Source organism: Microbacterium sp. OVT16B (assembly GCF_019969705.1).
Classification (GTDB): Bacteria; Actinomycetota; Actinomycetes; order Actinomycetales; family Microbacteriaceae; genus Microbacterium; species Microbacterium natoriense.
On sequence record NZ_JAHXZA010000001.1, the window covers coordinates 2,621,129 to 2,642,676 of the forward strand.

At 69.8% G+C, this 21,548-nt stretch carries 19 protein-coding genes; 11 read left to right on the forward strand and 8 right to left on the reverse strand.

The features are described 5' to 3' along the window. Positions 1-44: 44 nt before the first annotated feature. The 4 genes from LC438_RS12475 to LC438_RS12490 form a co-directional block, all read right to left on the reverse strand. Complete coding sequence (locus LC438_RS12475) at positions 45-2,366, reverse strand: chitobiase/beta-hexosaminidase C-terminal domain-containing protein (RefSeq protein WP_223586744.1); 2,322 nt, start codon at positions 2,364-2,366, stop codon at positions 45-47. A gap of 219 nt (positions 2,367-2,585) precedes the next feature. Further along, positions 2,586-3,488 (reverse strand): carbohydrate ABC transporter permease, encoded by a 903-nt coding sequence (locus LC438_RS12480; RefSeq protein WP_374197889.1) that lies wholly within the window; start codon positions 3,486-3,488, stop codon positions 2,586-2,588. Further along, complete coding sequence (locus LC438_RS12485) at positions 3,488-4,435, reverse strand: carbohydrate ABC transporter permease (protein ID WP_223586745.1); 948 nt, start codon at positions 4,433-4,435, stop codon at positions 3,488-3,490. The genes LC438_RS12480 and LC438_RS12485 overlap by 1 nt, the downstream gene beginning before the upstream one ends. Before the next feature lie 65 nt (positions 4,436-4,500). Then, the gene (locus tag LC438_RS12490) at positions 4,501-5,841 is read right to left on the reverse strand and encodes an extracellular solute-binding protein (RefSeq protein WP_223586746.1); all 1,341 of its coding nucleotides are present in this window, start codon (positions 5,839-5,841) and stop codon (positions 4,501-4,503) included. A gap of 243 nt (positions 5,842-6,084) precedes the next feature. Between LC438_RS12490 and LC438_RS12495 the strand changes: the two genes are divergently transcribed. The 7 genes from LC438_RS12495 (at position 6,085) to LC438_RS12525 (ending at position 13,477) form a co-directional block, all read left to right on the forward strand. After that, entirely contained in the window at positions 6,085-6,795 is a 711-nt protein-coding gene (locus LC438_RS12495) for an NUDIX domain-containing protein (RefSeq protein WP_105672553.1), read from the forward strand. Further along, entirely contained in the window at positions 6,792-8,120 is a 1,329-nt protein-coding gene (gene nadA, locus LC438_RS12500) for a quinolinate synthase NadA (RefSeq protein ID WP_223586747.1), read from the forward strand. Before LC438_RS12495 ends, nadA begins: the two co-directional genes overlap by 4 nt. Next, positions 8,117-9,625, forward strand: coding sequence for an L-aspartate oxidase (gene nadB / locus LC438_RS12505; RefSeq protein WP_223586748.1), 1,509 nt, complete (start codon positions 8,117-8,119; stop codon positions 9,623-9,625). Before nadA ends, nadB begins: the two co-directional genes overlap by 4 nt. Beyond that, positions 9,625-10,476 (forward strand): carboxylating nicotinate-nucleotide diphosphorylase, encoded by an 852-nt coding sequence (nadC, locus tag LC438_RS12510; protein ID WP_223586749.1) that lies wholly within the window; start codon positions 9,625-9,627, stop codon positions 10,474-10,476. The genes nadB and nadC overlap by 1 nt, the downstream gene beginning before the upstream one ends. Continuing rightward, the gene (locus LC438_RS12515; RefSeq protein ID WP_223586750.1) at positions 10,476-11,606 is read left to right on the forward strand and encodes a cysteine desulfurase family protein; all 1,131 of its coding nucleotides are present in this window, start codon (positions 10,476-10,478) and stop codon (positions 11,604-11,606) included. Before nadC ends, LC438_RS12515 begins: the two co-directional genes overlap by 1 nt. A gap of 38 nt (positions 11,607-11,644) precedes the next feature. Then, complete coding sequence (locus LC438_RS12520) at positions 11,645-12,592, forward strand: glycosyltransferase family A protein (protein ID WP_105672558.1); 948 nt, start codon at positions 11,645-11,647, stop codon at positions 12,590-12,592. A gap of 111 nt (positions 12,593-12,703) precedes the next feature. Next, on the forward strand, positions 12,704-13,477 hold the full coding sequence (locus LC438_RS12525) for an SDR family NAD(P)-dependent oxidoreductase (RefSeq protein ID WP_223586751.1): 774 nt from the start codon (positions 12,704-12,706) through the stop codon (positions 13,475-13,477). Between the two features lie 6 nt (positions 13,478-13,483). Here LC438_RS12525 and LC438_RS12530 read toward each other — a convergent pair whose 3' ends face one another. Beyond that, positions 13,484-15,538 carry an ABC transporter ATP-binding protein gene (locus tag LC438_RS12530; protein WP_223586752.1) on the reverse strand — a complete coding sequence of 685 codons (2,055 nt, stop codon included), beginning with the start codon at positions 15,536-15,538 and terminating at the stop codon, positions 13,484-13,486. A gap of 157 nt (positions 15,539-15,695) precedes the next feature. Here LC438_RS12530 and LC438_RS12535 point away from each other — a divergent pair, with 157 nt between their 5' ends. After that, positions 15,696-17,174 (forward strand): DHA2 family efflux MFS transporter permease subunit, encoded by a 1,479-nt coding sequence (locus tag LC438_RS12535; protein WP_105672561.1) that lies wholly within the window; start codon positions 15,696-15,698, stop codon positions 17,172-17,174. 18 nt (positions 17,175-17,192) lie between these two features. Here LC438_RS12535 and LC438_RS12540 read toward each other — a convergent pair whose 3' ends face one another. Next, on the reverse strand, positions 17,193-17,348 hold the full coding sequence (locus LC438_RS12540) for a hypothetical protein (protein ID WP_181155804.1): 156 nt from the start codon (positions 17,346-17,348) through the stop codon (positions 17,193-17,195). A gap of 142 nt (positions 17,349-17,490) precedes the next feature. Here LC438_RS12540 and LC438_RS12545 point away from each other — a divergent pair, with 142 nt between their 5' ends. The 3 genes from LC438_RS12545 to LC438_RS12555 all read left to right on the forward strand — a co-directional run bounded on the left by LC438_RS12545 (position 17,491) and on the right by LC438_RS12555 (position 19,014). Beyond that, positions 17,491-18,075 (forward strand): 1-acyl-sn-glycerol-3-phosphate acyltransferase, encoded by a 585-nt coding sequence (locus tag LC438_RS12545; RefSeq protein WP_105672562.1) that lies wholly within the window; start codon positions 17,491-17,493, stop codon positions 18,073-18,075. A 33-nt stretch (positions 18,076-18,108) separates the two neighbouring features. Then, the gene (locus LC438_RS12550; protein ID WP_105672563.1) at positions 18,109-18,603 is read left to right on the forward strand and encodes a DUF6328 family protein; all 495 of its coding nucleotides are present in this window, start codon (positions 18,109-18,111) and stop codon (positions 18,601-18,603) included. 114 nt (positions 18,604-18,717) lie between these two features. Continuing rightward, positions 18,718-19,014, forward strand: a complete 297-nt coding sequence (locus tag LC438_RS12555) for a Fe-S cluster assembly protein HesB (protein ID WP_223586753.1) — start codon at positions 18,718-18,720, stop codon at positions 19,012-19,014. 139 nt (positions 19,015-19,153) lie between these two features. Here the strand turns inward: LC438_RS12555 and LC438_RS12560 are convergent, their stop codons facing one another. After that, the gene (locus LC438_RS12560; protein ID WP_223586754.1) at positions 19,154-19,795 is read right to left on the reverse strand and encodes a DUF1345 domain-containing protein; all 642 of its coding nucleotides are present in this window, start codon (positions 19,793-19,795) and stop codon (positions 19,154-19,156) included. Positions 19,796-19,875: 80 nt separating this feature from the next. Then, positions 19,876-21,537: an ABC-F family ATP-binding cassette domain-containing protein gene (locus tag LC438_RS12565; RefSeq protein ID WP_105672566.1), complete on the reverse strand. Its 1,662-nt coding sequence runs from the start codon at positions 21,535-21,537 to the stop codon at positions 19,876-19,878. Positions 21,538-21,548 lie beyond the last annotated feature (11 nt).

Sequence of the window (21,548 nt, forward strand, 5' to 3'; positions counted from 1 at the left end):
CGGAGTGGTCCGGGCGAGGAAGAGTGCGACGGGAGCGGATGCCGTCAGCTCAGGCTGCGCCGACGACGCGCGAGGAGCACCCCGCCGAGCGCGAGCAGGGCGGCTCCGGCCGACATCGCGATGACGGGCACGGTCGCGCCGGTCGCCGCGAGGCCGTCCCCTGCGGTGTCCGCCCCGGGGACGACGACGGTTCCCCCGCCGGGGCTGACCGAGGCGTACGCTGCCGCCGCCGCGGCGAGCTCGGCCGCTGCGGCATCGATCGACGGCTGGGGCACGTTCAGCCGCGTCGACAGCGCCCGCGCCGCCTCGTCCGCCGTCCGCAGACGCCGAGCCGCGGCACGGTCGTCGCCCACGGCCGAGGCGACGCCCTTCCTCGTCGACTCGATCGTCGCCGCGAGCACGGACCGATCGACGGCCACCAGCTGAGCCTGCAGCAGGCCGTCGAGTCGGTCGATCTCCGCAGTGGCGGCATCCACCTCGTCCTGGGTGGTGGCCGCTCGGGCGTCAACCGGAGCGAGGATGCCGAACTGCACCCGCAGCGCGACGATCAGGTCGCGAGCGGTCGCGGCATCCGATACCGCGAACCCGAAGTCGTCCCGCTCCGGAGGCGTGACGTCTCCGAGCACCCGCTCGACGCGGGAGACGAGCGGTTCCGCTGCCGCGACGGCCGCGTCGAAGCCCGTACGATCGAGTACGCCGGCCGTGAAGCGGAAGACCCGCGGGGCGCTCGCGTTCGCGTAGGAGTCGTAGGCGACGACCGTCGCCTCGTACTCGGCACCCAGGGTCAGAGTGCGGTCGATCGCACCGCCGACCTTGCCGCCGGCGCGCAGAGCGAGCGGGATCCGCAGCACCGCGGGCCGCGGGGACTGGGTGTACTGGGCGTTGATCCGGTCTCCGGCGGAGAGGAACTCGGCCGTGCTTCCGGTCGCCAGGTTCTTCAGCGTCACGGCGTAGCTCTTGACGTACTGGTCGTCGGCGGCCTGGGGCAGGTTCAGCACCAGGCCTGTCGCCGTCGTGCGGACGGTCGGCTGCGCAGCTTCTCCCCACGCGGGTGCGATCGTGTTGCGATTCGCCGCGGTGTAGATGAAGCGCTCCTTGACGGCCGCGGGGGTGGCGCCGCGCCCGATCACCCAGGTGGGCCCCGCGATGGTGCCGGTCGAGGCGAAGGGCGGGTTCTTCTGGAAGCCCCATCTGCCCTGATCGTCGTAGGTGCGCCCCTCGTCGGCCGCGTAGTTGATGCGGTCGATCTCGACGCGATCCGCGTAGACCTCGACGAGCACGGACTGCGCCGAGGGGATCGTGTACTCCTTGGCGAGCCCCGCACCGAAGGACTGGTACATGGTGTCGGTCTCCTCGTACGACATCGAGCCGTCGTTCACCGATGTGAAAGCGTCCTGGTGGATCGAGCGCTCATCGGTGATGTTCAGGTGCGAGTGCCCGGAGAAGAACACCACCTGGGGGAAGTCGGACAGGTTGGACTTCAGCCCGGGGTTGGACGACTGCGCGCCGTCCCACACGGTTCCGGGGAGCGGACGATGGCCGAAGACGAACACCGGCGAGCCCTGGGTCGCGGGGTCGGCGCTGATCGCGCTCAGACGCCCGTAGAGCCACGACGCCTGGGTCGCATTCCACGCCTCCGTGTTCACGACGAACGCGGGGAAGCCGCCGAGCTCCGTCTCGTAGTAGCCGGCTCCCGTGTGCGGGAACCAGTCGCGCGGGTACTGCCCCGCCATGCGGTCGACGAGGTCGTCGTGATTGCCGAAGCTCATCAGCACGCGGGTGTCGCTCATCCCGGTGCGCGCGAGGTTCTGCTCGAGCATCGCGCGGGGGAAGCGGTGATCGGCGGCCGTGTCGTGGTTGTTGTCGTTGATCTGGTCGCCGTTGGAGATGATCGCATCGGGGTGCGGAGCGATGCGCTGCAGCGCGTCGAAGTACGTCTGCCATTTGGCGACGAGGTCGGGCGCGTCGGAGGAGAGGTGGATGTCGCTCATCACGGCGAACTGGGCGAGCGGCTCCTCCGCTGTCTTGATGACGTATCCGCGGCTGAGCGGAGCGCTCTGCGCGGCGCCCGCGAAGGCGACCGCCGTGAGGGTCGCGGATGCGGACACCTCGACCGGTCCGACATACAGTGCGCTGGATGCCGTCGGCTCCGTGCCGTCGAGCGTGTAGCGGATCGTCGCACCGGGCTCCGCCGTGAGCGTCACGAGTTGTGTGCCGATGTGGCGGCCGGCCGGCAGATCGGCGTTCGGCGCGCCGACGGCGGCGACGGATACGGCAGACGCGGACGCCGCCCCGGTGAGAGCGGGGAGGCCCGCGAAGAGCACCGCTCCCCCCAGGGCGAGGACGGCAAGACGGCGGGTGGGCATGGCGCTCCGTTCGATCGGGGTCGCCCCTCGGGGGCGGGACACGATCGACGGTGCCGGTATCAGGGCAACGACTTGTATATACAGCTTGAACGAACGCTGAATACATCGGCATACTCGTCGCCGTCAGGACGAGAATCCCCCGACTCCCCGGTGAACAGGAGGTCACGGCATGCCGCACGGTGGCGGCAGTCGGATCCGACCACCGCCACCGCTCCGAGCTCAGCCCTTGACGGCTCCGGCGACGAGACCGCTCGTCATCCGCCCCTGCACGATCACGAAGAAGATGATCACCGGGATCGCCACGATCGCCGACGCCGCCATCACCTGGCCCCAGTCGATCGCCTGCGTCGCGCTCTGCTGCACGAAGCCCCGCAGCCACAGCGGGAGCGTGCGGTTGTTCTCCATGATCACGAGCGCCACCGTGAACTCGTTCCAGCACTGCAGGAAGGCGAAGACCCCGGACGCGACCAGCCCCGGCGCCAGCAGCGGAAGCGTGATCCGCATGAACGCCTGGGTGCGGCTCAGCCCGTCGATCATGGCCGCCTCCTCGAGCTCTGCCGGCACGCCGACGACGAACCCTCTCAGCATCCAGATCGTGAACGGCACGACGGCCGCGACGTACAGGATGCTGAGCCCGAAGACGTTGCTCAGCAGTCCCATCGCGGACATCATCTTGTACTGCGCGATGAACAGCCCCTCGGCGGGGAGCATCTGGATGAGCAGGATCGTGATGATGAAGCTCACCCTGCCCCGGAACCGGAACCGGCTGATCGCGATGGACGCGAGGAACGCGAACACGAGACAGACCGCGACCGAGAGCAGCGTCACACCGACGCTCACTCCGAGGGCGGCGAAGAAGGAGGGGGTGAGCACCCGCTCGAAGTTCTTCAGACTCCCCCCGATGGGGAAGAAGGTCGGCGTCGCCGCCTCCAACGTCACCGAGGACAGCATGGAGGAGTTCACCATCCAGTACACCGGGAACGCCCACATGACGGCGAGCACGAGGGCGAGGATGCTGAGCAGCCACACGCCCGGCCGGAACCGCCGGCGCCTGCGCACGGCTACCCGAGACGGCGAGACGGCGATGCCCGATTCGGCGCGTCGCTCTGCGACCGCTGTCATCATGATGTCTCCTCCTTGATGAGGCTGCGCACGTAGAACCAGCTCAGCGCGATCGTGATCGCGAGCACGAAGATCGACATCGCCGCCCCCGCGCCGTAGTCGAATCCGGCCACGCCGGTCTTGTAGATGTAGGTGCCGAGCAGGTCGTAGTCGGTGGACTTCGGCCCGGCGTCCTGCAGGAGGGTGATCTGCGCGAACACCCGGAGGTCCCAGATCAGGTTCAGCAACAGCACGATCGCGATGACGGGCTTGAGCACGGGGAACATCACGTAGCGGAACCGCTGCCACGCGCCGGCGCCGTCGAGCTGGCTCGCCTCGAGCACCTCTCCGCTGACCTGGGTCAGACCGGCGTAGGCCGAGAAGGCGACGAACGGGACGGACATCCAGATGATGATGATCCCGGCGACCGTGAAGAACAGCGCCGGAGTCGTGCCGATCCAGTTGAACTGTCCGACGTCGACCCCCGGGATGAGGTTCAGCAGGTAGTTGACGACGCCGCGGCGCCGGTCGAACAGCCAGATCCACACGGTCATCGCCGCGATCACGGGCATGGCCCAGGCCAGCAGGAGTGCAATCTGCAGGATGAAACGGACGGCGGCGGGCACCTTCGTCATGAGGAGCGCCATGAGGACGCCCACGACCACGGTGATCGCCGCGGTGACGATGCAGAAGAGGACCGAGCGCAGCGTCACCTCCCAGAACGTGGCGTTCTGCGCGATGGAGATGTAGTTGGCGAACCAGACGAAGTCCGGGGCCTTGCCGCCCAGCTGCTGGAGCGCCCCGTACTTCTGGAACGAGGTGATGATCTGCCAGACGACGGGATAGCCCATGCCGAGGAGGAGGACGAGCGACGCGCCGAGGATCAGGACGTAGGGGGCCCAGTTCCGGCGGCGCGCCGGGGGGACGTCGACGGATGCCGTCGACGGAGAAGGTGCGGTGAGGGTCATGAGATCACGAATCCGAGGATCAGAATGCGGCGGGGCTGGACCGGAGTCCAGCCCCGCCGCAGGCGTCAGCCGTTGATGATCGCATCGATCTTGGCGTCGTACTCCTTCGCCAAGGCCTTCACGTCGCCACCCTCGGCGATCTTGCCGAAGAACTCCTCGAGGATCTTCTGCCCCTCGACCGCCGCCCAGCCGGGCGCCGCCGGGGTGAGCTTCGAGTTCAGCGCGGAGTCGACCAGGGCCTTCGCGAACTGGTCGTCGCCGAGGTCGCCGACGAAGTCGGTGTTGGCCGGACCGAGGCCGTTCTTGGCCAGCAGCTTCTGGTAGTCGTCGGAGAAGATGATGCGCAGCAGCTCCTTGGCGCCGGCCTGCTTCGTGCTCTTCGCCGAGATGGCGATGTTGGATCCGCCCGCGAACACGGGTGCGGGCTCGCCCGCCGTCGTGCCGGGCAGCGGGAAGACGCCGAAGACCTCGTCGTTCCACTCGCGCTTCTCGTTGCCCTTGTCGTCGTCGCCGACGTAGTCGCCGATCGACCAGTGCGCCCATCCCGGAGCGATGATGGTCGCGGCAGAGGGCGCCGCGCCGTCCTTGTCGTTGTTGATGTTGACCCACGGGGTCGAGTCATCCTCGGTCGCCGGCGCGTTCGAGGCGTCCTCGAACAGGGTCTGGAACTGCTCCAGTCCGGTGATCGTCTTGGCGTCGGAGAGCGTCGAGACCCACTTGTCGCCGTCCTTCTTCGCCAGCTCGCCGCCGTTCGCGAACACCCACGACACGCCGTTGCGCCAGTCCTGACCGCCGATGTAGAACCCGGACTGTCCGGGCGTCTTGAGCTTCGCGACGTCGGCGTTGAACTCCTCGAGCGTGGTGGGGACCTCGAGCCCCGCGGCCTGCCAGATGTCCTTGCGGTAGGTGACGTAGCGCGAGCCGAAGTAGTAGGGCAGCGCGTACTGCTTGCCGTCGACCTCGCCGACCTCGACGAAGGAGTGGAGCAGCTTGTCTCCGCCGAGGTCCTCGTAGATCGGGCTCAGGTCGGAGAAGGCGCCGGCCGTGGTGAAGGTCGGCGACCACGTGTTGCCGATCTCGGTGACGTCGGGGGTGTTCTTCGCGTCGGGGAGCTGGTTCGTCAGCTTCGTGAGGGCGTCGGTCCAGTCCTGCTGCTGGATCTTCAGCGTGCCGCCGGTCGCCTGCTTGTACTGGTCGACGAGGTACTCGCGCGCCTCGTCCGGCGTGTCACCGCCCATGACCCAGAACGTGATGTCCTGGCCTTTGGCTCCCTCGGCATCGAAGCCGGCGGGAGCATCGCCAGAGGGCGTGTCTCCCCCGCCGGCGCAGCCGGTCAGGGTGAGGGCGAGAGCCGAGGCCCCCGCGAGAGCGGTGAGCGCGAGTCTGCGCTTCCCATTTCGGATCATTCTGGTGTTTCCTCTCGGTGCTGCACTGCAGGAGGGATCTCCGGATGGAGTCGAACCCCGGGTGAGGTCCATTGAACAAACCGCGAAAGGTTTGTTAGGACAGCAACCTAACAAACCCTGCTCGGGGTGACAACCCTCGACGCCGACCGGAGGTAACGTTTCGGCCTCGACCCTCGGATCCGTCATGATTCCCCCCTAAAGGTCGAAAGGACACTAAGATCGACAGCGGAGGTTAAGGTAACTATGACTCAAAGCATCCGCGTGGCGGTCTCGACCGTCATCCTCACGCTGCGGCGCGCGGAGTCGGGCGCCGCCGTGCTCGCCCTTCCGCTCGTGCTGCGGACGCGCGAGCCCTTCGCGGACCAGTGGGCGCTCCCCGGCGGATGGCTCACGGCAGCGGAGTCCCCCGTCGATGCATCCGCCCGCACACTCGCCGAGACGACGGGCCTCTCTCCGAGCTACCTCGAGCAGCTCTACGCGTTCGGAGCGGTCGACCGCTCCCCCACCAGGGTCGTCTCCCTCGTCTACTGGGCGCTGTTGCGACAGGACGACGTCGATGCCCAGATCGCCGCTCACCGCGCCTCGGGTCTCGCCCCCGAGAACGTGCGCTGGTTCGAGATCGACGCCCTGCCCGAGCTGGCTTTCGACCACGCGAAGATCATCGAGTACGCGCTCTGGCGACTCCGCAACAAGGTCGGCTACAGCCGCGTCGCCCACGGATTCCTCCCCGCCGAGTTCACCCTCGCCGATCTGCGCGAGGCGTACGAGGCGATCCTCGGCAGGTCCCTCGACCCGGCGAACTTCCGTCGCCAGGTCGAGGCCTCAGGCAACCTGCTCCCCACCGACCGCTTCCGCACCGGAAGTCACCGCCCCGCACGTCTCTACCGCTACAACACCGATGTCGCGCTGGCCGATCGCGGCCCGCTCGGCCCCGAGGAAACGAGCATCCGATGAGCATCACCTTCATCCCCGTCACCCGCCTCGACCCGTCGGTCGACCACCAGCTCCAGGAGATCGTGAGCGGGGCGTCGACAGACGCCACCTGCAGCACCGATCTCGCGGCCGGCCCCTGGGACTTCGACACCCGTCCCGGCTACGGCCCCGGCTCCTCGATGGGCGACGTGATCCCCACCGGCGCACCCCGGCAGGGTGAGCTGCCGGTCGAGTACCGCGAAGCGGACGAAGACGAGCTCGACGCCCGCATCCGCGCCGCGAAGGAGACGCTGGGAGACCGGGTCGTCGTGCTCGGCCACTTCTACCAGCGCGAGGAGGTCGTGCGACACGCCGACTACGTGGGCGACTCGTTCCAGCTCGCCACGGCCGCGAAGGGCCGGACGGATGCCGCGGCGATCGTCTTCTGCGGCGTGCACTTCATGGCCGAGACCGCCGACCTGCTCTCCACACCGGACCAGGCCGTCATCCTGCCGAACCTCGCCGCCGGGTGCTCCATGGCCGACATGGCCGACATCGACCAGGTCGAGGACTGCTGGGAGCAGCTCGCCGAGATCTACGGCGACATGGACGCGGTCGACGACGACGGGCGCGTCCCGGTGATCCCCGTCACGTACATGAATTCCTCTGCGGCGATCAAGGGCTTCGTCGGCCGTCACGGCGGCATCGTGTGCACCTCGTCGAACGCCGCGACCGTGCTGGAGTGGGCGTTCGAGCGCGGGAGGCGCGTGCTGTTCTTCCCCGATCAGCACCTGGGCCGCAACACCGCCAAGGCGATGGGCGTTCCGCTGGATCGGATGCCGATGTGGAATCCGCGCAGGGCGCTCGGCGGCTCGACCGCCGACGAGCTGGCCGATGCGCAGGTCATCCTGTGGCACGGGTTCTGCTCCGTGCACCGCCGGTTCACCGTCGCGCAGATCGACCAGGCCCGCGCCGAGCACCCCGGTGTGCGCGTGATCGTGCACCCCGAGTGCCCGATGGAGGTCGTCGACGCCGCCGACGAGGCCGGTTCCACCGACTACATCCGCAAGGCGATCGAGGCGGCGACCACGCCTACGACCTTCGCCGTCGGAACCGAGATCAACCTGGTGCGGCGCTTGGCGGCCCAGTACCCGCAGCACGAGATCTTCTGCCTCGACCCTGTCGTGTGCCCGTGCTCGACGATGTACCGCATCCACCCCGGCTACCTGGCCTGGGTGCTGGAGGAGCTCGTCGCCGGACGCACGCCCAACCGGATCACGGTGTCTGACGACGTGGCGGCTCCCGCCCGTGTGGCGCTCGAACGGATGCTCGCGGCGAAGCCCCCGGTCACGGCGGGCGCGAGATGAACGTCATCGTCGTCGGCTCGGGCATCGCCGGGCTGACCGCGGCGCTGCACGCGCACGAGGCCGGGCATCGGGTCTCGCTCGTGACCAAGGGCGCGCTCGGCGACGGCTGCACCGGGTTCGCGCAGGGCGGGGTCGCGGGCGTCTACGGACCAGGGGACTCGGCCGCTCGGCACGCCGCCGACACGATGGCCGCCGGCGCGGGGCTGTCGGACGCCGCCGCCGTCGACGTGCTCGTCGACGACGCGGCCGCGCGCATCGCCGAGCTGATCGCGCGCGGCGTCGCGTTCGACCGGGCACCCGACGGGCGGCTCCTGCTCGGACGCGAGGCCGCGCACAGCCATGCACGCATCGTCCATGCGGGCGGCGACGCCACGGGCGCCGCGATCTCCCTGGCACTGGTCGCCGCGGTGCGGCACACGAGCATCGACGTCACGGAGCACGCCTTCCTCGTCGACCTCCTGATGCGCGACGGATCGGTGCACGGCATCCGCACTCTCGTCGACGGACGTCTGGTGGAGCGCGAGACGGATGCCGTCATCCTCGCGACCGGAGGAGCCGGGCACCTCTACGCGCACACGACGAACCCGCTCGGAACCACCGGCGACGGGATCGCCGCGGCGCTCCGCGCCGGTGCCGCGGTCGCCGATCTGGAGTTCGTGCAGTTCCACCCGACGATCCTCGTGTCGGAGCCCGCGTTCCTCGTCTCCGAGGCCGTGCGCGGCGAGGGCGCGACCCTGATCGACGACGAGGGCCGCCGTTTCGTGTTCGACACCCACCCCGACGGCGAGCTCGCCCCCCGCGACGTGGTATCCCGCGCGATCGCCAGGCAGGCGGCGGCGCAGGGTTCCCCGGTCCGGCTGGACGCGACCATGCTGGGCGCGGCACGGCTGGCGGAGCGCTTCCCCACCATCGACCGGGTGACCCGCGAGCGCGGATTCGACTGGGCAGGAGAGCCGATCCCTGTGACCCCGGCCGCCCACTACCTGATGGGCGGCGTCGTCACGGATCTCGACGGCCGCACGACCCTTCCCGGACTCTTCGCCGTCGGCGAGACCGCGCGCACCGGCGTGCACGGCGCCAACCGCCTCGCGAGCAACTCGCTGCTGGAGGGCGCCGTCTTCGGGGCCAGAGCAGCCGCGGCGCTCTCGGACCCGCACCCGCCGTTCCGGTCGCGAAACCGGTCGGCTTCCCCGCGCCTCGCCGACCAGATTCGCGACCGCAGCGACCGGGTTCGCCAGCGGGGCGGTCACGAGGGCTTCACCCGCGCGGCGCTCCAGCGGCTCATGTGGGACGACGTGGGCCTCCTCCGCACAGAGGACGGGCTCGCGCGCGCCATCGACGTCATCCTGGCCTGGCAGGCGGATGCCGTCGCCCCTGCCACCGTCGCCGAGCACGAAGACGCCAATCTCCTCCTCCTCGCCGCCGAGACCGCCTCCGCCGCACGGAACCGCACCGCGAGCGTCGGCGCCCACTACCTCGAAGCCCCTCGTCTGGAGAGAGTCTGATGCTCACCGCAGCCACCGTCACCCGCGTCGTCGCCGCCGCCCTCGACGAGGACGCCCCCTGGGGCGACCTCACCAGCACGACCCTTCTGCCAGCCGACGCGACGGCGACCGCCGACCTCGTCGCGCGCGAGAGCGGGGTGTTCAGCGGCGGCGAGGTCTTCACCGCCGCGTTCGCCCTCACCGACCCGTCCCTCGTCGTCGACGTGCACGTCGGCGACGGCGACGAGTTCCGCCCCGGAGATGTCCTCGCCTCGGTCACGGGATCCGCGCGGAGCATCCTCACCGCCGAGCGCATCGCACTGAACTTCACGCAGCGCATGAGCGGCATCGCGACTCTCACGGCGGCATACGTCTGCGCCGTGGAGGGAACCGGCGTCCGCATCGCCGACACGCGCAAGACGACGCCGGGGCTCCGCGCGTTCGAGCGGCACGCCGTGTTCTCCGGCGGCGGCCGCAACCACCGGTTCTCCCTGTCGGACGCCGTGATGGCGAAAGACAACCACCTCGCCGTGCTGCAGCGCGCCGGCGGCGACCTCGCCGGGAGGCTTCGCGACGCCTTCGCGCACCTCCCCCACACGACGCACGTCGTGGTCGAGGTCGACCGGCTCGATCAGATCCCGGCCGTGCTCGACGGCGGCGCCCACACCGTGCTGCTGGACAACTTCTCGCTGGACGACCTGCGGGCGGGCGTCGCGCTCATCGGCGATCGCGCACAGGTCGAGGCCTCCGGCGGCGTCAGCCTCGACACCGTCGCGGCCATCGCGGCCACCGGCGTCGACGTGATCTCCGTCGGCGCCCTGACGCACTCCGCCCGTGCCCTCGACCTCGGGCTGGACGTCAGGATCGACTGATGCTGTACCTGGATCACGCCGCCACCTCGCCGGTGCGACCGGAGGTGCTCGAGGCGATGCGCCCGTACCTGACCGGGGTCTTCGGCAATCCCTCGAGTCACCACACGGTCGGCGAGGCCGCGGCGAGCGCGCTCGACGACGCCCGCCGACGCGTGGCGCGGGTGCTCGGGATGCGCGCGGGAGACGTCGTCTTCACGAGCGGCGGCACCGAGGCCAACAACCTCGCGGTCAAGGGGATCGTGCTCGCCTCCCCGCGGCGGCATCTGGTCGTCTCCCCCATCGAGCACGAATCGATCCTCGAGTCGGCCGACTACCTGCGCCGCTTCCACGGCATCGAGGTGACCTCGCCTGCCGTCGACTCGGCAGGGCGGATCACGCCGGATGCCGTCGCCGCCGTGCTCCGCGACGACACCGCGCTGGTCGCTCTCGGCCACGCGAACAACGAGATCGGCACGGTGCAGGACGTCCTCGCGATCGCGGCCGTGGTCGACCAGGCCGGCGCCGTGCTGCACGTCGACGCCGTGCAGTCCGCCGGGTGGCTGCCGCTCGACGGTCTCGGTACGGGCTCCATCGCGATCGCCGGCCACAAGCTCGGCGCACCGAAGGGCATCGGAGCGCTGGCCGTGCGCGGACGGATCCCGCTGGAGCCGCTGCTGCACGGCGGCGGACAGGAGCGCGGGCGCCGCTCCGGCACCGAGAACGTCGCGAGCGCGGTAGCTCTGGCGACCGCCCTGGAACTCGCCGACGCGGAGCGCTCCGATGTCGCGGCCGGAGTCGGTGCATTCACGCAGCGCTTCATCGCCGGAGTGCTCGCCTCCGTTCCGCAGGCCGCTCTGACCGGCGACCCGGTGCACCGGCTTCCCGGCACCGCGAGCTTCACCTTCGCCGGGGTCAGCGGCGAGGCGGTGCTGCTGGAGCTGGAGCGCCGCGGAGTCGTGTCGTCGAGCGGTTCGGCCTGCGCCGCCGGAAGCGACGAACCCTCACATGTGCTGCTGGCCTGCGGCATCCCGCCCGAGGTGGCGCAGACCTCGGTGCGCTTCACGTTCGGGCGGGAGGCTCTCCCCGATGATGCCGCAGCGCAGCTCGCGGCTCTCGTCGCGGAGGCCGTGCGCTCCGTCGCCGATCGCTGAGCCGCCTCCGGCGCATCCGCTCGCCATAGACTCGGCTGGTGACTGCATCCGCTCCGCTCGTGACCGTGATCGTCCCCGGGCGCGACATCGCCGCGTTCGCTCCGGCCGCTCTCGACTCCCTGCGTGCGCAGACGGAATCACGGTGGCGGGCGATCCTGATCGACGACGGATCGACCGACGAGACCGCGGCGATCTTCGCCGATGCCGCCTCCTCAGACCCGCGATTCCGGATGCTCCGGCATGAGGCCTCTATCGGCCTCGGCGCCGCACGGAACGTCGGGCTGTCCCTCGTCGACACCGAGTATCTCGGGTTCCTCGACGGTGACGACGAACTCGCCCCCACCGCCCTCGCGCGACTCACCGGCACCCTCGCGGAGACGGGGAGCGACTTCGCGGCCGCTGCCTACGTGCGCTCGCGCTTCGACGGCGAGCGCTACGTCGCCGGGCGCGTGCAGCCGTGGGTCGCCGCCGCGACCGACCCCGCACGCCTCGGCACGACGATCGTCGAGCACCCGCGGGCGTCCGCGAACATCGTCGCCTGGTCGAAGGTGAGCCGTGCCGCGTTCTGGGCCGATCTGCGCTTCCCCGAGGGCGTCGCCTACGAGGATCAGATCGTCGCGCAGCAGATGTACACGCGCGCCCGTGCCTTCGACGTGATCCCTGACACCGTCGTGCGCTGGCGGCTCCGCGCCGACGGCACCTCGATCACGCAGGGAAAGGCGCAGCTGCCCGTCCTGCTCGACTACCTCACCGCGCTGCGCGGGGGCATCCGGGTTCTGCGCGATGCCGGTGCCCACGCCGCGGTCACGGCTAGACTCGAGCTCATCCTCACCATGGACGTGCCGCCGCTCCAGGAGATCGCCGGCACCCATCCGGACCCCGCATACGCTGCGGCGGTCTCGGCGTTCATCGCCGAACTGCGGTCACTGCCCGAGTTCGCAGACGCCCACCCCGACCCCGACCTCGTCGCCGCGCTCGCCTGGTGACGCCGGTCCACCTCGGGAAGCCGCAGACCGTCACTCCTCGTGCGGCGTGTCACGCCGTGGACACGCCGCCCAGCCGCTGAACGATCCGCGTCTTCCCCCCTCAGGAGACACATGAACACCTATCTCGACTCCCTCTTCGGCCTCGACGGCCGCACCGCCATCGTCACCGGCGGCAGCTCCGGCATCGGCCGGGGCATCGCCACCGCGCTCGCTGCAGCGGGTGCCGCGACCGTCATCGTGGCCCGCGGGGCCGACCGCGTCGAGCAGACCGTGCGCGAGCTCACCGACGCCGGCGGCCGCGCCGCCGGCGTGGTCGGCGATCTGAGCACTCGCGCCGGCATCCGCGCGGTCGCCGAGGCCGCCGCCGAACCCTTCGGCGAACCGGACATCCTCGTGAACTCCGCGGGGATCAACATCCGTCCGGCCTTCGCCGACATCACCGAGGACGACTGGGACGCGACCATGACCGTGAACGCCCTCGCTCCGTTCCTGCTCGGCCAGCGCTACGGGGTCGGCATGGCCGAGCGCGGCTACGGACGACTCATCCACATCAGCTCGCAGCAGGCGCATCGCGCCTTCGTCGGCAGCGGCATCTACGGCGTCTCCAAGGGGGCTGTGGAGTCGCTCATGCGCTCGGAGGCGGAGGCGTGGGGCGGGACCGGGGTCACCAGCAACACCCTCGTGCCCGGTTTCGTGCTCACGCCCCTCAACGCGCGGCTGCAGGAGGACCCCGTGCAGATCGCCGCCCTCGCATCGCGGACCATGATCGGCCGCAACGGCCTCCCCTCCGACTTCGCGGCGGCGGCGGTCTTCCTCGCCGGCGCGGGTTCGGCCTATGTCACCGGGCACTCGCTGTTCGTCGACGGCGGTCTCTCGGTGCACTGAGCGCCGCTACGCCTCGTTCGGATACACCCGCTCCTCGGCGATCGTCGCGTCGAGGAGCGGGACCGGAGAGGTGAGCGCCGCGACGGCATCCTCCCCCGCAGAATCCGCAGGCGCCCTGTCTGCACGACGATCGGCGAACGCGGCAGCGAGCCCTCCGGTGACGGACTGCTCGACCTCCGTCTCGGTGTCGAGCACCAGCGAGGCGGCGACCTGCTGCGCAGCGAGCTCGGCGTACAGCCCGCCTTGGGCGAGCAGCTCTGCGTGGGTGCCGGACTCCACGATGCGCCCCGCCTCGAGCACGTGGATGACGTCGGCGCCCATCACCGTCGACAGCCGGTGGGCGATCGTGAGCGTGGTGCGGCCCTTGGCCGCTTCGTCGAGAGCCTCCTGCACGACGCGCTCCGACACCGTGTCGAGCGCCGAGGTCGCCTCGTCGAGCAGGAGCACCGGCGGATCCTTCAGCAGCACCCTGGCGATGGCGATGCGCTGCTTCTCGCCGCCGGAGAGCCGGTACCCGCGCTCGCCGACGATCGTGTCGTAGCCGTTCTCGAAGCCGGAGATGATGTGGTGGATGTTGGCCGCTGTGCACGCCGCGACGAGTTCGTCCTCCGTGGCGTCGGGCTTCGCGTAGAGCAGGTTCTCGCGGATCGTCGCGTGGAACAGGTAGGTCTCCTGCGAGACGATGCCCACCTGGTCGATGATCGACTCCTGCGTCAGGGTTCGGACATCGGCTCCGGCGAACAGCACGGCGCCGCCGTGCGCCTCATACAGCCGCGGTGCGAGGTACAGGATCGTGGTCTTGCCCGCACCGGACGGGCCGACGAAGGCGACGTGCTTTCCCGGCTCGGCGACGAAGGACACGCCCTGAAGCGTCGGACGCGCATCGGGGGCGGCATCCGGATAGCGGAAGACGACGTCGGCGAACTCGATCCGGCCCCGAGGCCCTGGGGCCTCGGCGACCGTGATCGCCCCCGGAGCATCCTGGATCTCGGGCACGAGGTCGAGGTACTCGAAGATGCGCGCGAAGAGTGCGGACGAGGTCTGCAGATCGAGGGAGACCCGCATGAGCCCCATCAGCGGCATCAGCAGGCGCGCCTGCACTGTGGTGAACGCCACGACCGTTCCGGCGGTGATCGCACCGGTGCCCCCGGCGATCAGATAGCCCGAGACGAGGTAGATGATCGCCGGGACGGATGACATCAGCACCTGGACGACCGCGAAGAAGCCCTGACCGCTCATCGCCCGTCGCACCTGCAGCATCACCTGGTTGCGGTTCTCGGCCTGATAGCGGGCGGACTCGGTGCGCTGCCTGTTGAAGGACTTGGAGAGGAGGATCCCCGAGACGCTCAGCGTCTCCTGCGTGATCGAGGTGAGCTCCGACAGCGACTCCTGCGTCTCGCCCGCGATGCGCGCCCGCAGCTGGCCGACGCGGCGCTGGACCAGGATGAGGAACGGCATCATCACGACGGCGATGAGCGTCAGCCGCCAGTCGATGAGGATCATGGCGACGAGGGACGCCACGACCGTCACCGTGTTGCCGAGGATGCTGGTGACGGTGTTCGTCAGCACTCCGGAGACGCCGCCGACGTCGTTCTGCAGCCGCGACTGGATCACGCCCGTCTTGGTGCGCGTGAAGAACCCGAGCTCCATCGCCTGCAGGTGCTCGAACAGCTTCACCCGCAGATCGCCGGTCACGCTGTTGCCGACGGTCGACGTCAGCCACGTCTGCGCGACGCCGAGCACCGCCGACAGCAGGAACAGCCCGATCGTCGCGAGCACGAGCCACAGCAGCAGATCGAGCTGCGGTCCGCCGCCGGACACCGGGAACAGCGCGTCGTCGAAGATCCGCTGCACGAGGAGCGGAGGGACGACGGCGATGGCGGCGCCGACGATCACGAGCGAGGCCGTGAAGCCGATGCGCCAGAGGTAGGGGTGGAAGAGGGCGATCACCCGCGAGCCGAGCCCGTCGATGCGCGGAGCGGCGGCGTTGATGCGCCGCTGCGCCGCCGCGTCGACCCCGTGGAATCCGCCGCGCGGACCGCCGCCCATGCCCATGCTCATCACGCCAGCGTACCCAGCCCCGCCGACACCGGCTCCGCATCCGCTGAGGGCGGATTCCTGTGAGTTCGGAATGAAATGTCCGAGGCAGCCGTTACGCTGAGTGACTCTCGTGCACTCGCACGCATCCCCTTACCTCGATGCCTTCTGGAGGCCGCCCATGTCTGCCGTCGATACCGGCTCCATCTCGACGACCCCGGCCCCCTCGACAGGCCTGATCCCGCGCAGGGACATGCGCGTGATCTGGGTCCTGCTGACGGCCGCGTTCGTCACGATCCTCAACGAGACCACGATGGGCATGGCGATCCCGCATCTCATCGACGACCTCGGGATCACCCCGATCGCCGCACAGTGGGTCACCAGCGCCTTCATGCTGACGATGGCTGTCGTCATCCCGACGACCGGTTTCCTGCTGCAGCGCTTCACGACCCGTCAGGTGTTCCTGGCCGCCCTCGCGCTGTTCTCCGCCGGCACCCTGCTCGCCGCGTTCGCGCTGGGGTTCGAGATGCTGCTGGTCGCCCGTGTGGTGCAGGCGGGCGGCACCGCGATGATGATGCCGCTGCTCATGACCACGATGATGAACCTCGTGCCGAACGAGTCCCGCGGCCGCATGATGGGCCGCGTGAGCATCGTGATCTCGCTGGCTCCGTCGATCGGTCCGACGATGTCGGGCTTCCTTCTCGACCACTTCGGCTGGCGCTCGATCTTCGTCGTCGTGCTGCCGATCGCACTGGTCGCGATGTTCGTCGGATGGCGTTGGCTGACCAACGTCGGCGAGACGACGAACGCTCCGCTGGATGTGCTCTCGATCATCCTGTCGGCCTTCGGCTTCGGCGGCATCGTCTACGGTCTCAGCCAGATCGGCGCCCTCAGCGAAGGCGGAGCCAACCCGGCGCCGCTGGTGATCGCCCTGGTCGTCGGCGTCATCGCACTGGGTGCGTTCCTGTGGCGTCAGGTGATCCTGCAGCGCAAGGACGACGCGCTGCTCGATCTGCGCGTCTTCCGCTCGCTCGGCTTCTCGCTGTCCATGGCGCAGATGTTCCTGCTCTCGCTGGCGTTCTTCGGAACCATCACGCTCGTCCCGCTCTACCTGCAGAAGGCGCTCATGCTGCCGACCACCGAGGCCGGCCTCATCATCCTCCCCGGCGCCCTGGCGATGGGCCTGCTCGGACCGATCATCGGCCGCATCTACGACGCGCGCGGCACGCGGATCCTGCTGATCCCCGGTGCGATCCTCGCCGCGGCGACGCTGTGGTTCTACACGACCCTCAGCACGACCACGCCGGTGTGGGTGGTGCTGCTCTCGCAGATCACGCTGTCGATCGGTCTCGCACTGTCGTTCACTCCGCTGTTCACGGCGTCCCTCGCCTCGCTCACGCCGAAGTTCTACTCCTACGGGAGCGCCGTGATCGGCACCGTGCAGCAGGTCGCCGGCGCCGCGGGCATCGCAGTCATGGTCGCGGTGTACACCGTGGTCATGAACGCGAACGGCGGATCCGATGACCCGGCGGCTGTCGCCTCCGGGTCGCAGGTCGCATTCCTCATCGGCGCGGTCATCGCCACGCTCACCGTGGTGGGCGCGTTCTTCATCCGCAAGCCGGAAGACGACGGCAGCACCCCGCAGCACGCCGGACACTGACCGGCGAGGCGTCTGCCGCTACTCGGCCTTCTCGACAGGGGGCGCCGGGAAGTGGCAGACGCCGCCGCTGCAGTAACCCGCGGCGTCGTCGCCGAGCAGGTTGAGGGTACCGAGAAGAGAGTGGAGCGTCTCAGGCGCATCCGCGCCGACGCCGTCCCCCTGTGTCTTCGTCATCCTTCGATGGTACGCCTGCTGCGCGGGGATGGCTCCGTCTTCGACGCCCCTCCGCACTGAATCGGAGCACACGACGCGCCCGGGACGAGGAGGCGACGAGACCGACAGCGGATCGACAGGGCCCACCCCCTACGGTTGAGGGATGCTCAGGTCACTCGTCGCCCGCCTCTTCTGGGTGTTCAGCCGCTGGACGCTCGCCTCGGAGCCGGCGCCGACACGGCCCACCGTGCTCATCGGTGCTCCGCACACCTCCAACTGGGACTTCGTGCTGATGCTCGCCATCGCGTGGCGCCTCGGCATCGACGTGCACTGGCTGGGCAAGAAGAGCCTCTTCCGCGGCTGGCGAGGGCCGATGATGCGTGGGATCGGCGGCATCCCCGTCGACCGGGCCGATCCTGCGAGGGTCGTGAACGACGTGGTGAGCCAGGTCAACGACGGCGCCGTCTTCGGGCTCGTCGTCACCCCGGACGGGACCCGCGGCGGCAACGAGTACTGGAAGAGCGGCTTCTACCGCATCGCCGTCCAGACGGGGATGCCGGTGACGCTCGGCTTCGTCGACCGCACGACGATGACCACGGGGCTGGGCCCGACGATCGACCTCACCGGAGACGTCGCCGCCGACATGGACCGCATCCGCGCGTTCTACGCCGACAAGGCAGGTGTCCGCCCCGAGCGCCGCACCGAGCCACGGCTGCGCGAAGAGGGCTCCGCGCCCACGACGCTCTAGACGGCTCCCTGCGCGCCCCGCGAGACTGGGGTCATGAGCACTGATCCCGAGGTGGACGACCTCGCCGACGGACGCGATGAGACGCCCAACGAGCGCGCCGATCGCAACTGGGACGAGCTGATGCAGGAGCTGCGGGTCATGCAGACCGGCACGCAGATCCTCACCGGCTTCCTGCTCGCCGTCGCGTTCCAGCAGCGCTTCACCGAGATGGACGCCGCACAGCACGTGCTGTACATCGTGCTCGTCGCCCTCGCCGCCGTCGCGACCCTGCTCTCGCTGACCCCGGTCGGCATGCATCGCGCCCTGTTCGGCCGGAGGCGCAAGCCCGAGCTCGTGCGGATCGCCGCGCGCATCGTGACTCTCGACCTCTTCGTGATCGGTCTCCTCACCGTGGGCGTGACGACGCTGATCGTCGACTTCACCGTCGGCAGGTCGGCCGGTGCGCTCACCCTCGTCTGCTCCGTGGTGCTCGTCGGAGCGCTGTGGGCGGGGCTGTGGCGGATGCTCGCCGCTCGTCGGGCGGGCTGAGGTGTGAGGACCCTCCGAATCCGCGGTCGAGGGTTGCGGCATCCCTTCGGGTGAGGAAGCGTGGCCCGGACATGTCGTGACCTCGGCATGCCCCAACCGGAAAGGAGAGCACCCATGCTCACCCTCACCGACAACGCCACCGCGATCGTGACGACCCTGGTCAGCCGTCAGAGCGACGCGGCCGATGCGGGTCTCCGCATCCACTCCACCGCCTCCGAGACGGCGGGCGGCGCGCGACTGGCCGTGCAGGTCACCGCGCATCCAGAGCCCAGCGATCACGTCCTCGACGCGTCCGGGGTGCGGCTCTTCATCGACGAGCCCGCGTCGGCGGTGCTCGATGACAAGATCCTCGATGCGGGAGTCGACGAGGCGGGATCCGTCTCGTTCACGGTGCTCCCCCAGACCGTCTGACCTCGCGGTCGGAACAGCGGATGCCGCGGCCCCCGGGTCGCGGCATCCGTGCTGTCCGGCGCCGGGTGGAACGGTGCCGGTCAGATCACGACGTCGATCCGGAGCGGCGTCCGACGCGGTGCGGGGCGGCTGATCCGGATCAGCCGAGCCCGACCACGAGGTTGATGATCGACGCGAGGATGACGGTGCCGAAGAGGTAGCCGAGCACGGTCTGGGCGATCACGACCCGGCGGAACTCGTTGCGCGTGAGGTTCGTGTCAGACACCTGGTATGTCATCCCCAGCCCGACGGAGAAGTAGACGAAGTCGGTGTACTCCGGGTCCTCCTCCTGGTTGAAGTCGATCCCTCCCACCGGCTCGGAGTAGTACATGCGGGCGTACCTCAGCACGTACTCGGTGTGGATGAGCGCCCAGGATGCGGCGACGCTGAGCACGGCGATCCCCGCGAGCAGATACTCCTCGACGCCCGGGGTCTTCTGCGCCTGCACGAGCACGACGAGCACGGCGCCCAGGCTGACGAGGCTCCCGAGGATCGAGATCAGTCGCGCCACTCGGCGACCGGGGGCCTCCAGCGTCGCGTGCGCCCTCGTGTCGGCGGCATCCATCCTCCAGATGAGCAGCAGCACCCAGATCACGTTCGTCAGCGCGAAGACGCCCCACCCGGTCAGGATGCCCGCGGCGACCCCCAGCAACGGCCCCACGGCGATGCCCGCGGCGAGTCCGCCGATGATCGAGAGGAGAGCCCGCAGACGGACGAATGCGCGCGCGGAGGGTGTGGCCATGCCTGGATGCTATCGGGCGAGCCGCATGGCGGGTCGGAGTGTATCGGCGATCCGGCGCGGCTCGGGCGGCCGGATGCCGGTCACAGCTCGGTGACCTGGCCCTCCTCGACGCGCCAGCGGCGGTCGGTCCGCACGGTGTCGAGCATCCGTCGATCGTGGGTGACGAGCAGCAGGGTGCCCTCATACGAGTCGAGGGCCTGCTCCAGCTGCTCGATGGCCGCGAGATCGAGGTGGTTCGTCGGCTCGTCGAGCACGAGCAGGTTTGTGCCGCGCGCCTGCAGGAGCGCGAGCCCCGCGCGCGTGCGCTCTCCGGGAGACAACTCGTCGACCGGCCGGTTCACATGGTCGGCCCTGAGTCCGAACTTCGCGAGCAGGGTGCGCACCTCGCCGGTCGCGTACTCCGGCACCAGGTCCTCGAATGCTCCCGCGAGCGGTCGGGCCCCGGCGAGGAGGGAGCGCGCCTGGTCGATCTCGCCGATCTGCACGCTCGCCCCGAGGCTCGCGGTGCCTTCATCGGGGAGCTGCCGGCCGAGCAGCGCGCGCAGCAGGGTGGACTTGCCCGCACCGTTGGGTCCGGTGATGCCGATGCGCTCCCCCGCGTTCACCTGGAGCGACACCGGTCCGAGGGTGAACGAGCCCTGGCGGAGGACCGCGGCGCTCAGGGTCGACACGACCGAGCTCGATCGCGGCGCAGCGGCGATGCTGAACTCGAGCTGCCACTCCTTGCGCGGTTCCTCGACCTCCTCCAGCCGGGCGATTCTGCTCTCCATCTGACGCACCTTCTGCGCCTGCTTCTCGCTCGACTCGGTGGAGGCCTTGCGGCGGATCTTGTCGTTGTCCGGCGACTTCCTCATGGCGTTGCGCACGCCCTGGCTCGACCATTCCCGCTGCGTGCGCGCGCGGGACACGAGGTCGGCCTTCTTCTCCGCGAACTCGTCGTACTTCTCGCGCAGGTGCCGTCGCACGGTCGCCCGCTCCTCCAGGTACGCGTCGTAGCCGCCGCTGTACACGCGGTTCGTACCCTGCGCGAGGTCGAGCTCCAGCACGCGCGTCACACAGCGGGAGAGGAACTCGCGGTCATGGCTGACGAGCACCACTCCACCGCGGAGTCCGCGCACGAACGTCTCCAGACGCTCCAGACCGTCGAGATCGAGGTCGTTGGTGGGCTCATCGAGCAGCACGATGTCGAATCGCGAGAGGAGGAGGGCGGCGAGCCCCACTCTCGCCGCCTGCCCTCCGGACAGGGAGGTCATCAGCGCGTCCCCGGCGGCGTCGCCGAGGTCGAGTCCCAGTTCGGCGAGCACGGCGGGGACGCGCTCCTCGAGGTCCGCGGCTCCGCTCGCGAGCCAGCGGTCGAGCGCCGCCGAGTAGACATCGGCCGGGTCTGCTCCCGGGCGCGCGAGCGAGGGGTCGCCGAGCGCGGCAGCCGCGGCATCCATCTCCGCTGTCGCGGACGCGCACCCCGTGCGGCGCGCGATGTACGCCGACACCGTCTCCCCCGCGATGCGCTCGTGCTCCTGCGGCAGCCAGCCGACGAACGCGTCGGCCGGCGCCAGCGCGATGCTCCCCGCCTGAGGTTCGTCGAGCCCGGCGAGGAGACGGAGGAGGGTGGACTTTCCCGCGCCGTTCGCACCCACCACGCCGACCACGTCGCGGGGAGCGACGGTGAGATCGAGGGAGTCGAAGAGGGTGCGGTGACCGTACCCTCCGGCCAGGTCCTGGGCCACCAGTGTCGCGGTCATCAGACAATCCT